This is a genomic window from Burkholderia diffusa (genome assembly GCF_001718315.1).
Lineage (GTDB): Bacteria > Pseudomonadota > Gammaproteobacteria > Burkholderiales > Burkholderiaceae > Burkholderia > Burkholderia diffusa_B.
This window is the reverse complement of sequence record NZ_CP013363.1, coordinates 1,116,439-1,132,357: the sequence shown is the minus strand read 5'-3', so window position 1 is coordinate 1,132,357 and position 15,919 is coordinate 1,116,439. Positions and strand designations below refer to the sequence as shown.

Below are 15,919 nucleotides of genomic sequence, written 5' to 3'. Positions count from 1 at the left end.
CGGCGCGCCGATCGATGCAGCGGACGCAGCGTCGCGCCATCCATCGCACCGGCATCCGCGCGGCAGCCGCCCGCCCGTCGCTCACGGCTTGACGCCGCACCGCCCCGTCACGCGGTTGCCGCCGCGGCCGGCTCGTCGTGGCGCACCAGCAGTACGGGCCGGTCGGCCGCGCGCAGCAGCGATTCCGCGACACTGCCGAGCAGCAGCCGGCGCAGGCCATGCCGCCCGCTCGTGCCCATCACGATCAGATCGGCGCCGGCCTCGGCCGCCGTGCGCATCAGCACCGCGGCGATGTCCTCGCCATACGCGTCGAGCGCGCGCACGGTGCCCGGCACGTGCCGCTGCGCGAGCGCCGCCTTCGCATCGTCGAGCACGGGCGTCACCGCATCGACCGCCGCCACGTCGCCGTCATGTGCGGCCGCGAAGCCCGCATCGACGTCGACGAGCTGCGGCCGGTGCTCGACGACATACGCACACGTGACCTCGCCGCCGGATGCCGCCGCGATCCGGATCGCCTCGTTCAGCGCGAGACGCGCACTCGGGCTGCCATCGAGCCCGACGAAAATCCGCTTGTACATGGTCCGCCCTCCGACCGGGCACCCGCCGCGCACCGCACGAACGATGCCCTCGTCACCGCAAGCCGGCCCGATGCCGGCTCGCTTGCCGAACAGTCTGCCCCACGTGCCGACACGCCGGTTGACGCGCGTCAATCGCGGCCGGGACGCCGGCTGCACCGCCCGGCTATCTCATTTTTAGCTGACCCTATTACAAAAAACATGTAAAACGCGCACAATTTCATCTTCAAAATAGACGCCGTACGCGACCGGTGCGATTTTTTCCCGGTTACGCCGCGCCGCCCGAGTGCCACGGGCGGCCCCGACACCAGAATGGCCATCGAATGACTGCCAGTGGAACCCCGCCGCGTGACGCCCGAGGGCCCACGCGCTTCCAGACCATGTTACGCCAGCCGCTCGCGGCTGGCGTCGTTACGCTGTTCGCCGGCGCGGCGCTGTCGCTCTGCGTCGCGCTGCTCGTTCGCGAGCAGTGGCAAGGCGCCGTTCATACGCGCTTCGAGCGACGCACGACGCACGTGACGGCGATGCTGCGCCACGAACTGCAAGCCGGCGTAGCCGTGCTCGAAAGCACGCGCGGCGCGTTCGCGCTCGCGCCGCAGATGACGCCCGAGCAATGGCGCCGGTATGCCGACACGCTCGAACTCGACAGCGGGCGTTCGACGATCCGGCAGTTCGGCTATGCGCCGCTGTCGCCCGCGGCGCGCAACGCCCTCACCGGCCGCGCGCCGATGCCGGCCGGCCCGCTCGCGGTGGCGACGCTCGGCGCGCCCGCGTCGAGCTCGGCCGGCGTGCGCTTCGGTGCGCCGGATCAGGCCCCCCTCGCGCGCGCGCTGCGGACGGGCGATGTCGCACTCGGCATCCATTCGGCCGACGACGACACGTCCCGCGATGCGCGCACCCTCACGCTGTTCCTGCCCGCGACGGCTTCATCGCGCACGACCGCCACACCGGCCGGCGTCCATGAAACGGACGCCGATGGCGTGCTGTTCGCGCAAGTGAGCCCGAGTCGGCTGATCGAGCGCGCGCTCGACGCGGAACGCGGGCTGGACCTGCGGATGAGCGCCGGCGACGATCCTCGGCCGATCGCGAGCGCCGAGACGACGACCGACGAAGCCTCCGCGTCGCCGGACCTGATGCGGCGCACCGACCAGCTGAATTTCGGCGGGACCGTGCTGACGCTCGCCTATTCCGCGGACGGCCGCCCGAGCGCGACCGGCGCGCAGCGCGCGGCGGGCACGGTGCTCGCCGCGGGGCTGATTGCATCGTTCGCGTTCGCGGCGCTCGTCCATGCGCTGCTGCGCGGCCGCGCCGGCACCGCCGATGCGGGCGCCAGCAGCCGCGGCATCCTGAACGAGGCGCGGATGATGGGCATCATCCGTTCGTCGATGGAAGCGATCATCACGATCGACGAGAAGCAGACGGTCGTGATCTTCAACCCGATGGCCGAACAGGTATTCGGCGTGTCGGCGATGGAGGCGATCGGCGCGCCGCTGTCACGCTTCATCCCCGAGCGGTTTCGTGCCGCGCATGCGAAGCACGTCGACCAGTTCGGCGTGACGGGCGTGTCCGAGCGGCAGATGGGCCGCCAGCGCGTGCTGTTCGGGCTGCGCGGCAACGGCGAGGAATTCCCGATCGAGGCGTCGATCTCGCAGATCCGCGACGCGTCGGGCAAGCTCTATACGGTCATGCTGCGCGACATCACCGAGCGGCAGCGCGCCGAGAATGCGCTGAAGCAGTCGCGCGAGGAGCTGCGCGAACTGTCGGCGAACCTGCAGAACGTGCGCGAGGAGGAAAAGACCCGCATCGCGCGCGAACTGCACGACGACCTCGGCCAGCAACTCACCGCGCTGAAGATGGACCTGTCGGTCATCGAGCAGCAACTGCGCGCGCCCAACCGTGCGCAGCCCGACGACGACGTGTTGTCGCAACTGCAGGGCATGCGCCGGCTGATCGACGCGACGGTCGCGTCGGTGCGGCGCATCGCAGCCGACCTGCGCCCCGTGATGCTCGACGATCTCGGCCTCGTGCCCGCGATCGAGTGGCTGGCGAACGACTTCACGAACCGCTACGGCATCGACGTCGAACGCCAGATCGAAACGGGCGGGCTCACGTTCACCAGCACCGGGGCGACCACGCTGTTCCGGATCGTCCAGGAAGCGCTCACGAACGTCGCGCGCCATGCGGATGCGACGCGCGTTGCATTGCGGCTCGACATCGAGGAAGGCTTCTGCGTGCTGCGCGTCGCGGACAACGGCCGCGGCGCGGCGCCAGGCGGCACCGCCCACGAGGACAAGTCGTTCGGCCTGATCGGCATTCGCGAACGCGCACACATGCTGGGCGGCAGCGTGACGATCGATACGGCGCTCGCGCGCGGCTTCTCGATCACCGTTGCGTTCCCGCTCGGCACCGTTCAACAGGAAACCACCCTCACATGATCAAGGTGCTCATCGCCGACGACCATACGCTCGTGCGCGATGGTCTGCGGCACATTCTCCAGAACGCTACCGCATTCGAAGTGGCCGGCGAAGCGTGCGACGGGCCGTCGACGATCGCGCTGGTGCGCTCGACGCCCGCGCAGGTGCTGGTGCTCGACCTGTCGATGCCGGGCCGCAACGGTGTCGAGCTGATCAAGCAGATCAAGGACGAGAAGCCCGCGCTGCGCGTGCTCGTGCTGACCATGCATGCGGAACAGCAGTACGCGGTGCGTGCATTCCGCGCCGGCGCGTCGGGCTACCTGACCAAGGAAAGCGCGAGCGCGGAACTGGTCGGCGCGGTCACCAAGGTTGCATCGGGCGGCGTCTACGTGAGTCTCGCGATGGCCGAGCAATTCGCGCAGAGCCTGAACGAACCGGCCGAGACGCTGCCGCACCAGCGGCTGTCCGATCGCGAGTTCGACGTGTTCCGCCGGATTGCCGCCGGACAGACCCTGACCGAGATCGCGCAGGCGCTGTGCGTGAGCGCGAAGACGGTCAGCACCTACAAGACCCGGATTCTGGAAAAGATGCAGATGCCGCACGAAGCGGCGCTGGTCCGCTACGCGATGCGGCACAAGCTGCTCGACGAAACGGACGACGTCTAGACGCACCGTGCCGGCCGCGCGACGTGCGCGCCGGCTGGACGTTGCGCAACCTTACTTCCCCGGCACTGGACAGGCGAGGTCACCTTCCTCGCAGGACAGATAACCCTTCAGCGTCTCGTTGCGCGTCTTGGTCAGATCGTCGAGGCAGGTCGACACGACCATCGGATACACGCTGCCGCCTTCGGCGTTCGCGCTGGAGAAGTTGCATTCCGCGTCGCGGTAGGCGATCCATGCGCGCTGCGCGTTCACGAGTTTCTCCGCGAGCGGCTTCGCATCGCGCAGCCGTGCGGTGACGGCCTGGTAAGTACGGTTCAGGTCCGCGTCGGATTTCTTGTACGCGCGATCGGCACACGCCGTCAGCGCCGCCTGATCCGTCGCGTCCGCGCAATTCGCCTGCGCATGGGCAACGTTTGCCGCCAGCGCCAGCGCGCACAGCAGACCGGTCAAGACACGCATGGATGCTCCTGTTTGTTTTCGTTGAAGTCGTGGAACGTGATGCCGGGCTTGCCGCCGCGCCTCGGCGCGCGACCTCGCCGGCCGACGGGCGCGACTTCCATCGCGACCGCCGCAGCGTGGCAATGCCGACCGCGATGCTAGCGCACGCGCGATCGATTGTCAGCCGGCGCCCCGCTTGCCGCGCACGCAAAAAAGCCCGCACTCGAGTGCGGGCTTTTCGATGCGGCTTTGCGCGCGGCCTAGCGGCTGCGCGGCAAACAGCTTGCTTAGTGACCGAAGTACACCGACGAACGATCGGCTGCCGCCGGCACGGTCACGCGCTGGCCCGACTGCGACGTCGCGACCGGGTTCGAGCCGTAGCCCGTTGTGTCAGCCTGCGCACCGGTGTTCTGTGCCGCGGCGATCTTTGCCTGTGCGGCCTGGATGTTTTCCGGATAGTTCATCCAGTCGTTCGGGTTGTAGCCGGCCTTCTCGAGCTGGACCAGCTCGGCACGCACTTGCGCGCGCGTCAGCGGCTGCTGGTTCGATTGGGCGAACGACACGACCGGTGCGACCACCAGGGCGGCCAGTGCAACTGCCTTGATCAGCGATTTCATGATGCGTTACCTCCAGATTGTTTTGTCAGGCGCTTCGGACTCGGTAGTCGTTGCGCATGAATGGAAGTCTAGGAGGCTCGGCTATCAGGGTAAATACTTAAATCGCAAATTCACTGTTGACGGAATCCGTACAATTGCCGCTGATTCCATCGAATCTTCAGAGGATTATGGGCATAGCCGAACCCAATAGGCGGCAGTGCGCTTTCGCCCGGAGGATCGACTCGCCGGGAGGTGGACAACCGCACCGCGGCTGCCCCGTTTCACCCGTTCAACGCATCAGCGAGCCGGATCCGCATCCGCGGCGCCCACCGACAGGTCGAACAGCAACGCCTTGAGGCGAATCCGGTCGTCGGCAGCCGTTTCGTCGAAGGCCGCGTGGTGAAGCGTCCAGCCCGGCACTGCCGGGTCGGCATGCGCCGCGCGCACCGTGCCGTCGAGTATGAGCAGCGCGACACGGTCGCCATCTGTATACGGCAACTGCACGCGCAACGGCTCGCCGGCCGCCGCGAGCGGCCGATCGACTGCGATCGACAGCCCGTTCAGGCTGAGATCGCGAACGATCCCGATACCCTCCGCCTGCACCGGGCCGCCCGTGCAGCGGGCCGCGATCCGCACCTGGACGCGCGGCTCCGCGCGCGTGCGCAGCCGGTCGACGAAGCCCGGCGGCGAAAGCACCATGAACGGCGCGGCGCCCGCTGCCTGCACCGCTTCGACCGTCGCACCGAAACGCGACACCGCCGACCGGCCGATCGCGATCGCCTCGACGTCGTCGCCGCGGGCAAAGTCGAGCACGACCGTCGGTTGCGGCTCGACGAACAGCGCCCCCGATGCGCCGATCCCGATCAACCGGCAGCGCTGCAGCACGCGGGTCGCGCCAACCCGCCGGCGAATACCGATCGCGGCGCCGGCCGACAGCCCCATACGCGTGGCCGCCGGCACGGTGTCGGGCGCCGGCGCGGCAGGCTCGACGTCATCGCGCCGGCGGACGGGCCGGAAGTGATCGAACAGGAAAGCATGCTGCGCGGGATCGTGCAGCGTCGTGCCGGCGGGCAGCAGCGCGGCGCCGCCCGCATCGTAGAGATCGAAGCCGAGCGGAACGCCGGCGGAGACGTCATCGCGCGCGAGCGCGACGTGATCGGTGATGAGCCGCATCGGAAAAGCGCGGAGCGACCGCGCGAGCTGTCGTGACAACGTTATTACGGCAGCATCGCGCGAAATCTGAACATCTCGTTACTCCGAACCGCTGGTCGCGCCGGGTGAAACCGAAGCCGGAGCCGTCGACGGAGCCGGTACGGCCGAAGGCGCGGCCGGGGCGGAGCCGAGGCCCCCGCCGCCCGTGTTGCCCGAAGGCGTCGCGCTGCCTCCGGCCGCCGGTGGTTGCGCGGCCTGCGGTTGCGACGCACCGGCCGACAGCGCGGCGGCCGATGCCGCAACCTCGGACGCCGGAACCCACTCCTCGACGATGCCGCCGGACGCCGCCTCGGGTGCCGACGCAGCCGACGCAGCCGATGCCGCGGCAGCGTCCGTCTCCGGCTGCCGCTCGATACGCTGCGTCCTGACGGGCGCAGGCGCCTGCTTCGGCTCGGGCCCGAACCACCCGTCGAACAGATCCGTCACGCGTTCGCGCACCGACGCGAACCAGCCGGGCGACGGCTCGGTATCGAATTTCAGCTTCGTATCGACGATTCGGGCGCGCTGCGCGCGCTGGAAGAAGTCGCCGACGATCGGCAGCGCGCTGTGCGCGCCTTGCCCCCAATAGTCGCTGCGCAGCGTCACGCGCCCGTCGTCGAAGCCGACCCACGCGCCGGCCACCAGCCCGGGCTGCATCAGGATGAACCAGCCGTCCGCGTTGTCCTGCGTGGTCCCGGTCTTGCCGGCCACGTCGCCGCGAATGCCGAAGCGCGCGCGGATGCTGCTGCCGGTGCCGCGTGTCACCACGTCGCGCATCACGCCGAGCAGCGTCTTGTCGGTCTCCGCGTCGAGCGCGCGCTCGGGCGGCGCCGGCGCGTATTCTGCGAGCACGTCGCCCTGGCGGTTCTCGATGCGCGTCACCATCTGCGGCTCGACGTACAACCCTCCGTTCGCGATCGTCGCGTACGACGCGACCATCTCCTTCAGCGTCACCGGGCTCGTGCCGAGCGCGAGCGACGGCACGCGCTCGAGCGGGCTTTCGCGCACGCCCATGTCGCGCGCAAGCCGCGCCACCGCCGCCGGCCCGACCTTCTCCATCACCTGCGCGGTGATCCGGTTGCGCGACAGCGCGACCGCGTCGCGCAGCGTCATCGGCTTGCCCGACGGCGGCACGTCGTCGTTCGGCCGCCAGATCTCGCCGCCCTTCAGCGGAATCTCGACCGCCTGGTCGATGAAGGTGTCGTCCGGCTTCATCCCGTTCGCGAACGCGACGCCATAGACGAACGGCTTGAACGTGGAGCCCGGCTGGCGCCGCGCCTGCGCGACGTGATCGAACGGCTCGCTCGTGAAGTCGCGGCTGCCGACCCACGCGCGGATCTGCCCGTCACGCGGATCGATCGCGACGAAGCCGGCCTGCACGTCGGTCTTCGCCTTGCAGAGCGCGCGCATGAAACCGCGGTCGGCGGCGAGCTGCTTCATCGCGGCGGCGTCGTTCTTGCCGGCATCCTGCGCGGCCTTGTACTCGGGCGACTCGCGCATGAAGGTGCGGAACACCTCGTTGTCGGTGCCGCAGCCGTCGCGGCCGCTCCATGCGTTGTTCGCGATGCCCTGCAACTGGTTCGCCTGCAGCGTCAGCGCCTGCGTCGCCATCTGCTGCAGCCGCGAATCGATCGTGGTGCGCACGATCAGCCCGTCCGAATAAATGTTGTAGTCGTTGCGGTCGGCCCAGCCGATCAGCCATTTGCGCAGTTGCTGCGCGAAGTGCGGCGCGGGCCCGGGCGGCTCCTTCTGGCGCTCGAAATCGATGCGCAGCGGCCGGCGCTGCAATTGCGCGAACTGCGCCGGCGACAGCTTGCCGTACTTCACCATCTGGCCGAGGACGGTATTGCGCCGCTGCAGCGCGCGCTCAGGGTTCAGCACCGGGTTGTAGTAGCTGTTGCCCTTCAGCATCCCGACGAGCGTCGCGCTGTCCAGCACGTCGAGCTCGTCGGCCGACTTGTCGAAATAGGTGCGCGCGGCCATCTCGACGCCGTACGCGTTGTACAGGAACGGCACCGTGTTCAGGTAGGTCTCGAGGATCTGGTCCTTGCTGTAGACGGCCTCGATCTTCAGCGCGGTGATCGCCTCCTTCACCTTGCGCGTGAGCGTCGGCGCGCGGCCGATCTCGTCCGGATACAGGTTGCGTGCGAGCTGCTGCGTGATCGTCGAGCCGCCCTGGCGGCTGCCCGAGAACGTATGGAGCGCGGCCGACGCCGTGCGTTTCCAGTCGAGGCCGTGGTGCTCGTAGAAGCGATGGTCCTCGGTCGCGATCAGCGCGTCGACCATGTGCGGCGAGATCTGCTTGAGCGACACCCATTCGCGGTTCGACGGCTTGAATTCGGCGAGCAGCTTGCCGTCGGCGGACAGCACCTGCGCGGGCTGGTCGACGCGCGCCTTGCGGATGTCGCCGATGCCGGGCGTGAACGGAATCAGCACCAGCACGTACAGCAGGAACAGCACCGGCACGGCGGCGGCCGCGCGCAGCGCGCCGCGGCGCGTCGGATGACGGAGGTGGTGCCAGGCGCTGGCCAGGACACGCTTGACGAACACGGCGGCAGCGGCCGCGACGGGTTGGGCGCGCGCGACCCATTTGGCACAGAGGTCACGCACTGACGACACGTTTCGGCGATTCACGCGGGTGGGGGATCTGCTGGAAAGGCTGCATCGTACCAAAACTCCCGCGGCCCACCGGCCGGCGGCCGTCCGGGGCCCGTGCGAACGGCGCCGGTTCGCGCATTTTTACAACAAAAAGGCGCGCGCCCCGCAGCGGGAACGCGCGCCTGGCCGAGGGCCGTGCGCCAACACTCAGCGCACGAGAAAACCGTAGGTCAGCGGATCGCGCTCGTCGACGATCCAGTTCGAGAACCCGCAGATGTGCGCGCTGCCCTCCACTTCCGGAATCACGGCCGGGATATCGCCGACCGTCGTCTCGCGCAGCACGCGCCCCTTGAACACCGTGCCGACGATCGACTCGTTGACGAGCGTGTCGCCGGCCGCGAGCAGGCCGCGCTGGTATAACTGCGCGACGCGCCCGCCGGTGCCGGAGCCGGTCGGCGAGCGGTCGACCTCGCGATCCGCGAACACGCAGCAGTTCGCCTGCGTCGAACCTGGATGACGCGGCGCGTTCGCGATGATCGTGCCGTAGATATGGTTGATTTCGGGGATCTCCGGATGCACGACCGGATATTTCGCGTTCGCAGCGGCCTTCACTTCGGCGCCGAAGCGGATCAGTCTTTCCACCGCCGCTTCGCGCACCGGCAAGTCGAACGGCGCGCCGTCGACGTAGAAATAGAACGCGCCGCCGTACGCGATGTCGCCGGTCACGGTGCCGAACGACGGCGTGTCGACCGACACGTCGCGCTGCCAGATGAACGATGGCACGTTGACGAAGCGCACCGGCCCGGCATGCTCGCCGTCCCATTTCACGAACGCCTCGATGAAGCCGCACGGCGCATCGATGCCCACGCGCGTCTCCGGCACCGTGCGCTGCACCCAGCCGAGCTCGACCGCGGCGGTCGACAGCGCGATGACGCCATGCCCGCAATGGTCACTGTAGCCTTCGTTGTGCACGAATATCACGCCGAAATCCGCGTTCGCCGACACCGGCTCGGTAAGGTAGCCGCCGTACATGTCGGCGTGGCCGCGCGGTTCGAACATCAGCGCCGTGCGGATCTCGTCGGCGTTCTCCTTGAGCCACGCGCGACGCTGGACGATCGTATCGCCGGGCAGGCGCGGCAGCCCGCTCGTGACGATGCGGAACGCTTCGCCGCCGGTATGGACTTCGACGGTGGAAAGGGATCGGGAAATTTTCATGGAGGATCGAAGGCTTGAAGACGAAGGACGGCGCGGCGGCGCCGTCCGGTGATGGTTACTTGGCGTACGGCTCGGGCAGGCCGTTGCGGATCACGTAGACGGTGGTCGGCGCGCCCTTCAGGTCGCCGCGTTCGTCGAACGAATAGGTGCCGGCCACGCCCGCATAGTTCGACTTCGCCAGTTGCGCGATCAGCTTCGCCTTGTCCGTGGTCGTGCCGGCCTTGACCATCGCATCGGCCAGCAGCTTCATGCCGTCGTAGTAATTGACGCCGTAGACCTGCGTGTCCGTGTGATAGGTATCGTGGTACTTCTTCAGGAATTCGCGGCCGGCCGGCGTCTTCTCGAGCGCGACGCCGCCCTGCGCGCAGTAGACGATCGACGCGGCCTCGCCCGCGACCTTGCCCATGTCGGCAGAGCAGATGCCGTCGCCGCCGAGCAGCTTCGCGCGCAACCCGCGCTGCTTCATCTGCTTCGCCATCGGCGCGCCTTGCGCCGCATAACCGCCGAGGAAGATCACGTCGGGATTGCTGGCCTTGATCTTGGTGAGAATGCCGAGGAAATCGGTCGCCGACGAGTTCGTGTACTCCTGGTCGACGATCTTGATCCCGTTCGCTTTCGCGACGTTCATGAACTGCTCCGCGACGCCCTGCCCGTACGCGGTGCGATCGTCGATGACCGCGGCGGTTTTCGCGTTCAGCGTCTTCGCGGCGAAGGTCGCCATCGTGCCACCGAGCTGTTCGTCGCTCGCGCCGATCCGGAAGATGTTCTTGAAGCCCTGGCGCGTGAGCGCCGGGTTCGAAGCGACCGGCAGGATCGGCACGCCCGCGTTGCTGTACACGCGCGACGCCGGAATCGCGACACCCGAGTTGTACGGCCCGAGCACCGCGACGACACCCTTGTCGACCAGGTTCTGCGCGACCTGCACGCCCGCCTTCGGGTCGGCCTGGTCGTCCTCGGACACCAGCTTGAACGTGACCGTCTTGCCCGCCACCTTCACGCCGGCCTTGTTGAGCTCTTCGACGGCGAGACGCGCGCCGTTTTCGTTGTCCTTGCCGTTCGCGGCCTGCGGGCCGGTCAGCGGCGCCGAATGGCCGATCATCACGACTTCCTGCGCGTGCGCGGAAGTCAGCGCGCCGGCGGCAACGGCCACCGAGAGCGCGGTAACGAAGTGTCGCATGGTGTCTCCTGATTGGTTTTGTGTGAAACCAATGTAGGACACACGTGGTCAGGAAGCAAGCAATTTCAAAATGGCTCTCGTGCTTCTGGTCGATTTGAAGACCAGACTAGCGTGGCGCACTTTCATTTCGGCGTGATGTCGCGCCGCACGCGAAGAATATGCTGCTCGACGTAAAAGGCGGCCGCATCGGCGTCGCCCGACACGATTGCCTCATAGATCAGCCGGTGCTCGGACACGTAGAGCCGGATGCGGCCCGCGTCGTAGATGCCGTCGTCCTTCAGCCGCTTCCACAGTGGCTGGTCCATCGTCTTCGCGACTTCCTCCGCGATCTTCACGATCAGCGCGTCGCCGGTCATCAACGCGAGCTGCCGGTGGAACAGTCGGTCGCTCTCGTTCCACAACGCGCGCTGCTGCGGATCGTCGATGTCGGCGATGGTTTCCATCTGCGCGAGATAGCCTTCGGCGACGGGATCGGCGCGCCCGTGCGCGGCGGCGAGGCGCGCGATCGCCGGCTCGAGGATGAGCCGCACGTCGAGCGTCGACGTCGGACTGAAGTCGGCGTCGGGCACGCCGCGCGTGTCGCCGCGCTGCGCGAGCACGTCGAGCGGCGCCGGCACGACGTAAGTGCCCGAATTGCGCTTCGTGAACACCAGCCCTTCGTTCTGCAACGCGCCGAGCGCCTCGCGCACGGCCGGCCGGCCGACCTGGAACAGTGCCGCGAGTTCGCGCTCCGACGGCAGCCTCGAATCGGCCGCATAGCGCCCCGAGCGGATCTCGTCGCGGATCTTCTCGGCGACCTGTTCGTAGATCTGCAACGGCCGGAAGCCGGCTTCGAGCGATTCAGGACGTGCGGACATCATCTGGGGCTCCTGCCCGGTCGGGTGGTGGACGGGGAAACGGGTTCGCACTGTACCGGAGCGACGCCCATCTGGACGCATATTAGAACCAAAATCGACCGTCTGCTTGCTTTTCCGGCTTGCCTGCCGACACGTGACTGGTATAGATTTGATCCAGAACGACTGCAGCCTCGATATTCGGCAGCCTCCGTGCGAGCGCGTGCCGCGCCCGTCGTCCACGCCCAACGACACAGAACCGACCGATACGATGACCGCCCTCTCCCGAATCCCCGCTTTCGATGCCGCCGAAACGGCAGCGCTGCTCGACTACCCCGCACTGCTCGCCACGCTCGCGCACACCGTCGCCGAATACGCTGCGGGCGAGATCGTCAGCCCCGAACGCCTGGTCGTGCCGCTGCAGGCCGGCGGCGTGATGCTGTCGATGCCATCGAGCGCACGCGACCTCGCGAGCCACAAGCTCGTGAACGTGTGCCCCGGCAACGGCGCGCGCGGATTGCCGACGATCCTCGGCCAGGTGAGCGCGTACGACGCGACGACGGGCGCGCTGCGCTTCGTGCTCGACGGCCCGACGGTCACCGGGCGCCGCACGGCAGCCATTACCGCGCTCGGCATTCAGGCGCTGCACGGCGTCGCGCCGCGCGACATCCTGCTGATCGGCACCGGCAAGCAGGCGGCCAATCACGCGGAAGCGCTCGCGGCAATCTTTCCGGACGCGCGCCTGCACGTGCGAGGCTCGCGCGCCGGCAGCGCGGCCGCATTCTGCGCCGCGCACCGCGCGCAGGCGCCGCAGCTCGTGCCGCTCGACGGCGACGCGATTCCCGATGCGATCGACGTCGTCGTCACGCTGACGACGAGCCGCACGCCCGTCTATCGCGAAGCCGCGCGTGAAGGCCGCCTCGTGGTCGGCGTCGGCGCATTCACCGCGGACGCCGCCGAGATCGACGCCGACACCGTGCGCCACAGCCGGCTCGTCGTCGACGACCCGGCCGGCGCGCGCCACGAGGCCGGCGACCTGATCGTCGCACAGGTCGACTGGCAGCAGGTCGCGTCGCTCGCCGACGTGCTGGGCGGCGCCTTCGAGCGCCGCGGGCCGCTGCTGTTCAAGACGGTCGGCTGCGCCGCGTGGGATCTGGCCGCGTGCCGCACGGCGCGCGACGCGCTGGACGCGCGCGCGGCCGGCTGATTCCACGGCGCGAACCCGTTTCGCCGCCCCCCTGCGCGGACCCCACCCCGTATCGCCGCGCACGCGGCCTCGCCTATTTCCCGTACGCGTTGTAGGAAACGCCCTACAACGCGTCGCCGCGGCCTACACAAACTTCCAATTCGGCCGATTTCATTTTCGGCGGCGCAACACGATACTGCCGGCATGAATGCCAGCCTGTTACCCGCCGCCGCACTCCGGGTGTTTCTCGTCGATCACGCCATTGCCGTCCGGCAACGGATCGCGCTGCTCGTCGGCGCGATCCGCGGCGTCCTGGTCGTCGGCGAGGCGGAAGACGGCCAGGACGCATTGGCGCATATCCGCGGCAGCCACGCGGACGTCGTGATCGTCGACCTGCGGCTCGCCGACGGCAGCGGTCTCGACCTGATCGCGATGTTGTCGAAAGCCGCGCCGCGGATCGTCACGATCGTGCTGACGAACCATTCGGCGCCGGCATTCAGGGAGGCATGCGCGACGGCGGGAGCCGACTACTTCTTCGACAAGACGGCGGAATTCGACGCCGCATGCCACGTCATCGAATCCCTGGTGCGCGCTCGTGCGCATCGCCCCTGACCGAGCCGGAGTGACTCATGTCCACAGCCACCGCCTGCGCCGCCGACCCATCCGTCGCGCCTCGGCCATCGATTCCGCTTCCTTCGATCGCGCGCAACGACGGCGCGAAACATCCCGCCGCGCGCTGCTCGGCTTGCCTGATGCGCTCGCTGTGCCTGCCGCCACACCTGACCGCCGCCGAATACGGCCGACTGGACGCGATCATCTGTTCGACGCGCCAGGTTCGCCAGGGCGACACGCTGTTCCGCAACGACGATCCGTTCCACAGCATCTACGCCGTGCGCGCGGGCTCGTTCAAGACGGTGATGATGCATCGGGACGGCCGTGAGCACGTGACCGGCTTTCAGATCGCCGGCGAAACGCTCGGCATGGACGGCATCGGCAGCGGCCAGCACTGCTGCGAAGCGATCGCGCTCGAGGACAGCGTCGTATGCGTGATCCCGTTCGGCGCACTCGAGGCGGCGTGCCGCGAAATGAAGTCGATGCAGCATTTCATCTACCAGATGCTGAGCAGCGAGATCGTCCGCGAGTCGAGCCAGATGCTGCTGCTCGGCACGATGTCGGCCGAGCAGCGCGTCGCGCATTTCCTGCTGAACCTGTCGTCGCGCTTCGAGGCGCGCGGCTATTCGGCATCGGAATTCAACCTGCGGATGACGCGCGAGGAGATCGGCTGCTATCTCGGGATGAAGCTCGAGACAGTCAGCCGGATGTTCTCGCGGTTCCATCGGGATGCGCTCGTCGAAACGCGCGGCAAGCGCGTGCGCATCATCGATGCAGAGGCGCTCGCGCAGGTGTGACGCGCGGCGCGGCGCGCGTCATTGCGTGGTGGCGCCCGGCGGGACCGCAGGCGGCGCGACCGCTTCGGGTTCGCCCGCGTGCCATGCGGACAGCGCCTGGTCGGCCAGCGCGAACACGCGTCCGAGCACCTCGATCACGTCGTCGCCGGTGCTGCACGGCAGCGATACCGGTGAGCAGCCGCGCTTGGCCAGTTCGAGCCACACGTCGTAGGTCCGGCCGCCGTCCGCACGCGGGCGCGATTCGATCACCAGACGGCAATCCTCCAGCCGTGCGCGGAATCGTTCCAGCCGCACCAGCTGCACCCCCGCTTCGGCTTCCAGCGCGGCGGAACCCGCGAATCCGACGCAGACGATCTGCATGCCCACGCCCATGGCGCTCCTCCCGACAGGGTCGCCGCTCGTCGGCGGCGTTGCCTGTTTCTGTGTCTCCGTGCCCCGGTGTCCCGCGCGGCGCGATCCTGCTCGACGCTGCGCGATGACCGTCGCGGCGATTACTGCCTTGGCAGCCTTGCATCCGCGCAACCATCTGCGCGATGCGGTTCATACGCTGAATGTCTGCGACGCCTTCATTTCGATCCACGTCATCCCGGCCCGCAACCCTTCGATCGCCGCCTCGTGCTCGGTCGGGTACGCATGGCTGTGCTCGAACGTGTGGTGAAAGCGCGCTGGCCCGGTGCCGTGCTCGACCATCACGCGGCAGCGGAACTCGCCGGATTCGCACTGCCTCGTCTCGATCTCGACCGACCAGTCGCGTTCATGAATCGTGCCTTGCAGTGTCATGCGTCCTCCTGCGGTATCAGTCATCCATCCGGAAGTGACCGCTGTGCAGCAACACCGGCCGGCCGCCGATTTCGTCGAGCATCCGTCGCGCCATCGCCTCGATCGCCGACCGGTGCGCTTCGAACGCATCCAGCAAATCCCGTTCGAGCAGCGACGGCGCGCCGAAATGATCTTCCAGCGCTTCGGCCGTGATCGCGCACTGCACGCAGTGGCCGTCGACCAGCGCCGAAAACGCGACGACCAGATCGCGTGCGCAATATTCGGGCGGTTCCGGTGGAAAGGCTATCTGCATCTATTCGCCTGTCATGGTCGGGACGATTCATGACGTGAGCATAACGGCCCGCGCCGCCGCACGCTTGACTCACGTCAACCGGTTCCGCCGCACCGCACCAAGCGGCGCACCGTCGCGCCGCCCGACAGGTGTTCAGTCCGCGTCGAGCGCCGCACCGCGCTCCGCGAGCAGTTCGCGCAGCACGCTGCGATGGCAGCGGCGTTCGTCCTGGCAATAGCAGCCGATCGAAAACGCGCTCGTCGCCGATAGCGCGGCAAGCAGGTCCAGCACCTTCGGCGCGTCGCCGTGCGCCATTTCCGCGCGGAAGTGGCGCGTGAACGCGCGCCATTCGGCGTCGGTTTCGGCGGCCTGTGCCTGCGCGACCAGCTCAGGGCTCGGCGACAGCGTCGGCAGCCATACATCATAGTAGTCGCGCGATGCGAATTCCGCCTTGGGTACGCCGCGCGGCGGTCGCCGCACCGTGCCGATCCTCAGGCCCTCGCCGGCCGTGCGCGGCGTGCCGAGCCGTACGATTCGAATAGCCATGCCGCTCCTTCATCATGCGTTCGATCCG

At 68.2% G+C, this 15,919-nt stretch carries 17 protein-coding genes; 5 read left to right on the top strand and 12 right to left on the bottom strand.

Annotated features, from left to right (window positions below; translation table 11 throughout):
- Positions 1-107: 107 nt before the first annotated feature.
- The gene (locus WI26_RS20425; protein ID WP_059595496.1) at positions 108-578 is read right to left on the bottom strand and encodes a universal stress protein; all 471 of its coding nucleotides are present in this window, start codon (positions 576-578) and stop codon (positions 108-110) included.
- A gap of 320 nt (positions 579-898) precedes the next feature.
- On the opposite strand from WI26_RS20425, the gene WI26_RS20420 reads away from it, so the two are divergent.
- Positions 899-3,010: a PAS domain S-box protein gene (locus WI26_RS20420; RefSeq protein ID WP_069226974.1), complete on the top strand. Its 2,112-nt coding sequence runs from the start codon at positions 899-901 to the stop codon at positions 3,008-3,010.
- Entirely contained in the window at positions 3,007-3,654 is a 648-nt protein-coding gene (locus tag WI26_RS20415) for a response regulator transcription factor (RefSeq protein ID WP_059539386.1), read from the top strand. Before WI26_RS20420 ends, WI26_RS20415 begins: the two co-directional genes overlap by 4 nt.
- Positions 3,655-3,705: 51 nt before the next feature.
- On the opposite strand, the gene WI26_RS20410 is transcribed toward WI26_RS20415, so the two are convergent.
- The 7 genes from WI26_RS20410 to WI26_RS20380 form a co-directional block, all read right to left on the bottom strand.
- Positions 3,706-4,110 (bottom strand): lysozyme inhibitor LprI family protein, encoded by a 405-nt coding sequence (locus tag WI26_RS20410; RefSeq protein WP_059467934.1) that lies wholly within the window; start codon positions 4,108-4,110, stop codon positions 3,706-3,708.
- A gap of 266 nt (positions 4,111-4,376) precedes the next feature.
- Positions 4,377-4,706, bottom strand: coding sequence for a DUF4148 domain-containing protein (locus WI26_RS20405; RefSeq protein WP_059539387.1), 330 nt, complete (start codon positions 4,704-4,706; stop codon positions 4,377-4,379).
- 276 nt (positions 4,707-4,982) lie between these two features.
- On the bottom strand, positions 4,983-5,858 hold the full coding sequence (locus WI26_RS20400) for a PilZ domain-containing protein (protein ID WP_069226973.1): 876 nt from the start codon (positions 5,856-5,858) through the stop codon (positions 4,983-4,985).
- Between the two features lie 78 nt (positions 5,859-5,936).
- Positions 5,937-8,495, bottom strand: coding sequence for a penicillin-binding protein 1A (locus WI26_RS20395; protein ID WP_167359254.1), 2,559 nt, complete (start codon positions 8,493-8,495; stop codon positions 5,937-5,939).
- A gap of 186 nt (positions 8,496-8,681) precedes the next feature.
- The gene (gene lhpH / locus WI26_RS20390; protein ID WP_059510339.1) at positions 8,682-9,689 is read right to left on the bottom strand and encodes a trans-3-hydroxy-L-proline dehydratase; all 1,008 of its coding nucleotides are present in this window, start codon (positions 9,687-9,689) and stop codon (positions 8,682-8,684) included.
- Positions 9,690-9,744: 55 nt separating this feature from the next.
- Complete coding sequence (locus tag WI26_RS20385; RefSeq protein WP_059450263.1) at positions 9,745-10,866, bottom strand: branched-chain amino acid ABC transporter substrate-binding protein; 1,122 nt, start codon at positions 10,864-10,866, stop codon at positions 9,745-9,747.
- A 122-nt stretch (positions 10,867-10,988) separates the two neighbouring features.
- Complete coding sequence (locus WI26_RS20380) at positions 10,989-11,726, bottom strand: FadR/GntR family transcriptional regulator (protein ID WP_059467928.1); 738 nt, start codon at positions 11,724-11,726, stop codon at positions 10,989-10,991.
- A gap of 244 nt (positions 11,727-11,970) precedes the next feature.
- Here WI26_RS20380 and lhpI point away from each other — a divergent pair, with 244 nt between their 5' ends.
- The 3 genes from lhpI (at position 11,971) to WI26_RS20365 (ending at position 14,294) form a co-directional block, all read left to right on the top strand.
- Positions 11,971-12,906: a bifunctional Delta(1)-pyrroline-2-carboxylate/Delta(1)-piperideine-2-carboxylate reductase gene (gene lhpI / locus WI26_RS20375; RefSeq protein WP_069227809.1), complete on the top strand. Its 936-nt coding sequence runs from the start codon at positions 11,971-11,973 to the stop codon at positions 12,904-12,906.
- A gap of 183 nt (positions 12,907-13,089) precedes the next feature.
- Entirely contained in the window at positions 13,090-13,497 is a 408-nt protein-coding gene (locus WI26_RS20370; protein ID WP_069226971.1) for a response regulator transcription factor, read from the top strand.
- Positions 13,498-13,514: 17 nt separating this feature from the next.
- Positions 13,515-14,294, top strand: a complete 780-nt coding sequence (locus tag WI26_RS20365; protein ID WP_069226970.1) for a helix-turn-helix domain-containing protein — start codon at positions 13,515-13,517, stop codon at positions 14,292-14,294.
- A gap of 18 nt (positions 14,295-14,312) precedes the next feature.
- Here WI26_RS20365 and WI26_RS20360 read toward each other — a convergent pair whose 3' ends face one another.
- The 4 genes from WI26_RS20360 to WI26_RS20345 all read right to left on the bottom strand — a co-directional run bounded on the left by WI26_RS20360 (position 14,313) and on the right by WI26_RS20345 (position 15,891).
- Positions 14,313-14,666, bottom strand: coding sequence for a metal ABC transporter ATPase (locus WI26_RS20360; protein ID WP_069226969.1), 354 nt, complete (start codon positions 14,664-14,666; stop codon positions 14,313-14,315).
- A 168-nt stretch (positions 14,667-14,834) separates the two neighbouring features.
- Positions 14,835-15,074: a hypothetical protein gene (locus WI26_RS20355; RefSeq protein ID WP_059467924.1), complete on the bottom strand. Its 240-nt coding sequence runs from the start codon at positions 15,072-15,074 to the stop codon at positions 14,835-14,837.
- A gap of 16 nt (positions 15,075-15,090) precedes the next feature.
- A complete protein-coding gene (locus WI26_RS20350) occupies positions 15,091-15,366 on the bottom strand; it encodes a DUF1488 domain-containing protein (RefSeq protein WP_059467923.1) in 276 nt (91 codons plus the stop codon).
- A gap of 132 nt (positions 15,367-15,498) precedes the next feature.
- Positions 15,499-15,891 (bottom strand): DUF488 domain-containing protein, encoded by a 393-nt coding sequence (locus WI26_RS20345; protein ID WP_069226968.1) that lies wholly within the window; start codon positions 15,889-15,891, stop codon positions 15,499-15,501.
- Between the last annotated feature and the right edge of the window lie 28 nt (positions 15,892-15,919).

Bases quoted from the DNA above. Each gene is read 5' to 3' on its own strand.
- WI26_RS20425 (WP_059595496.1), bottom strand. From the start codon at position 578: ATGTACAAGCGGATTTTCGTCGGGCTCGATGGCAGCCCGAGTGCGCGT.
- WI26_RS20420 (WP_069226974.1), top strand. From the start codon at position 899: ATGACTGCCAGTGGAACCCCGCCGCGTGACGCCCGAGGGCCCACGCGC.
- WI26_RS20415 (WP_059539386.1), top strand. From the start codon at position 3,007: ATGATCAAGGTGCTCATCGCCGACGACCATACGCTCGTGCGCGATGGT.
- WI26_RS20410 (WP_059467934.1), bottom strand. From the start codon at position 4,110: ATGCGTGTCTTGACCGGTCTGCTGTGCGCGCTGGCGCTGGCGGCAAAC.
- WI26_RS20405 (WP_059539387.1), bottom strand. From the start codon at position 4,706: ATGAAATCGCTGATCAAGGCAGTTGCACTGGCCGCCCTGGTGGTCGCA.
- WI26_RS20400 (WP_069226973.1), bottom strand. From the start codon at position 5,858: ATGCGGCTCATCACCGATCACGTCGCGCTCGCGCGCGATGACGTCTCC.
- lhpH (WP_059510339.1), bottom strand. From the start codon at position 9,689: ATGAAAATTTCCCGATCCCTTTCCACCGTCGAAGTCCATACCGGCGGC.
- WI26_RS20385 (WP_059450263.1), bottom strand. From the start codon at position 10,866: ATGCGACACTTCGTTACCGCGCTCTCGGTGGCCGTTGCCGCCGGCGCG.
- WI26_RS20380 (WP_059467928.1), bottom strand. From the start codon at position 11,726: ATGATGTCCGCACGTCCTGAATCGCTCGAAGCCGGCTTCCGGCCGTTG.
- lhpI (WP_069227809.1), top strand. From the start codon at position 11,971: ATGACCGCCCTCTCCCGAATCCCCGCTTTCGATGCCGCCGAAACGGCA.
- WI26_RS20370 (WP_069226971.1), top strand. From the start codon at position 13,090: ATGAATGCCAGCCTGTTACCCGCCGCCGCACTCCGGGTGTTTCTCGTC.
- WI26_RS20365 (WP_069226970.1), top strand. From the start codon at position 13,515: ATGTCCACAGCCACCGCCTGCGCCGCCGACCCATCCGTCGCGCCTCGG.
- WI26_RS20360 (WP_069226969.1), bottom strand. From the start codon at position 14,666: ATGGGCGTGGGCATGCAGATCGTCTGCGTCGGATTCGCGGGTTCCGCC.
- WI26_RS20355 (WP_059467924.1), bottom strand. From the start codon at position 15,074: ATGACACTGCAAGGCACGATTCATGAACGCGACTGGTCGGTCGAGATC.
- WI26_RS20350 (WP_059467923.1), bottom strand. From the start codon at position 15,366: ATGCAGATAGCCTTTCCACCGGAACCGCCCGAATATTGCGCACGCGAT.
- WI26_RS20345 (WP_069226968.1), bottom strand. From the start codon at position 15,891: ATGGCTATTCGAATCGTACGGCTCGGCACGCCGCGCACGGCCGGCGAG.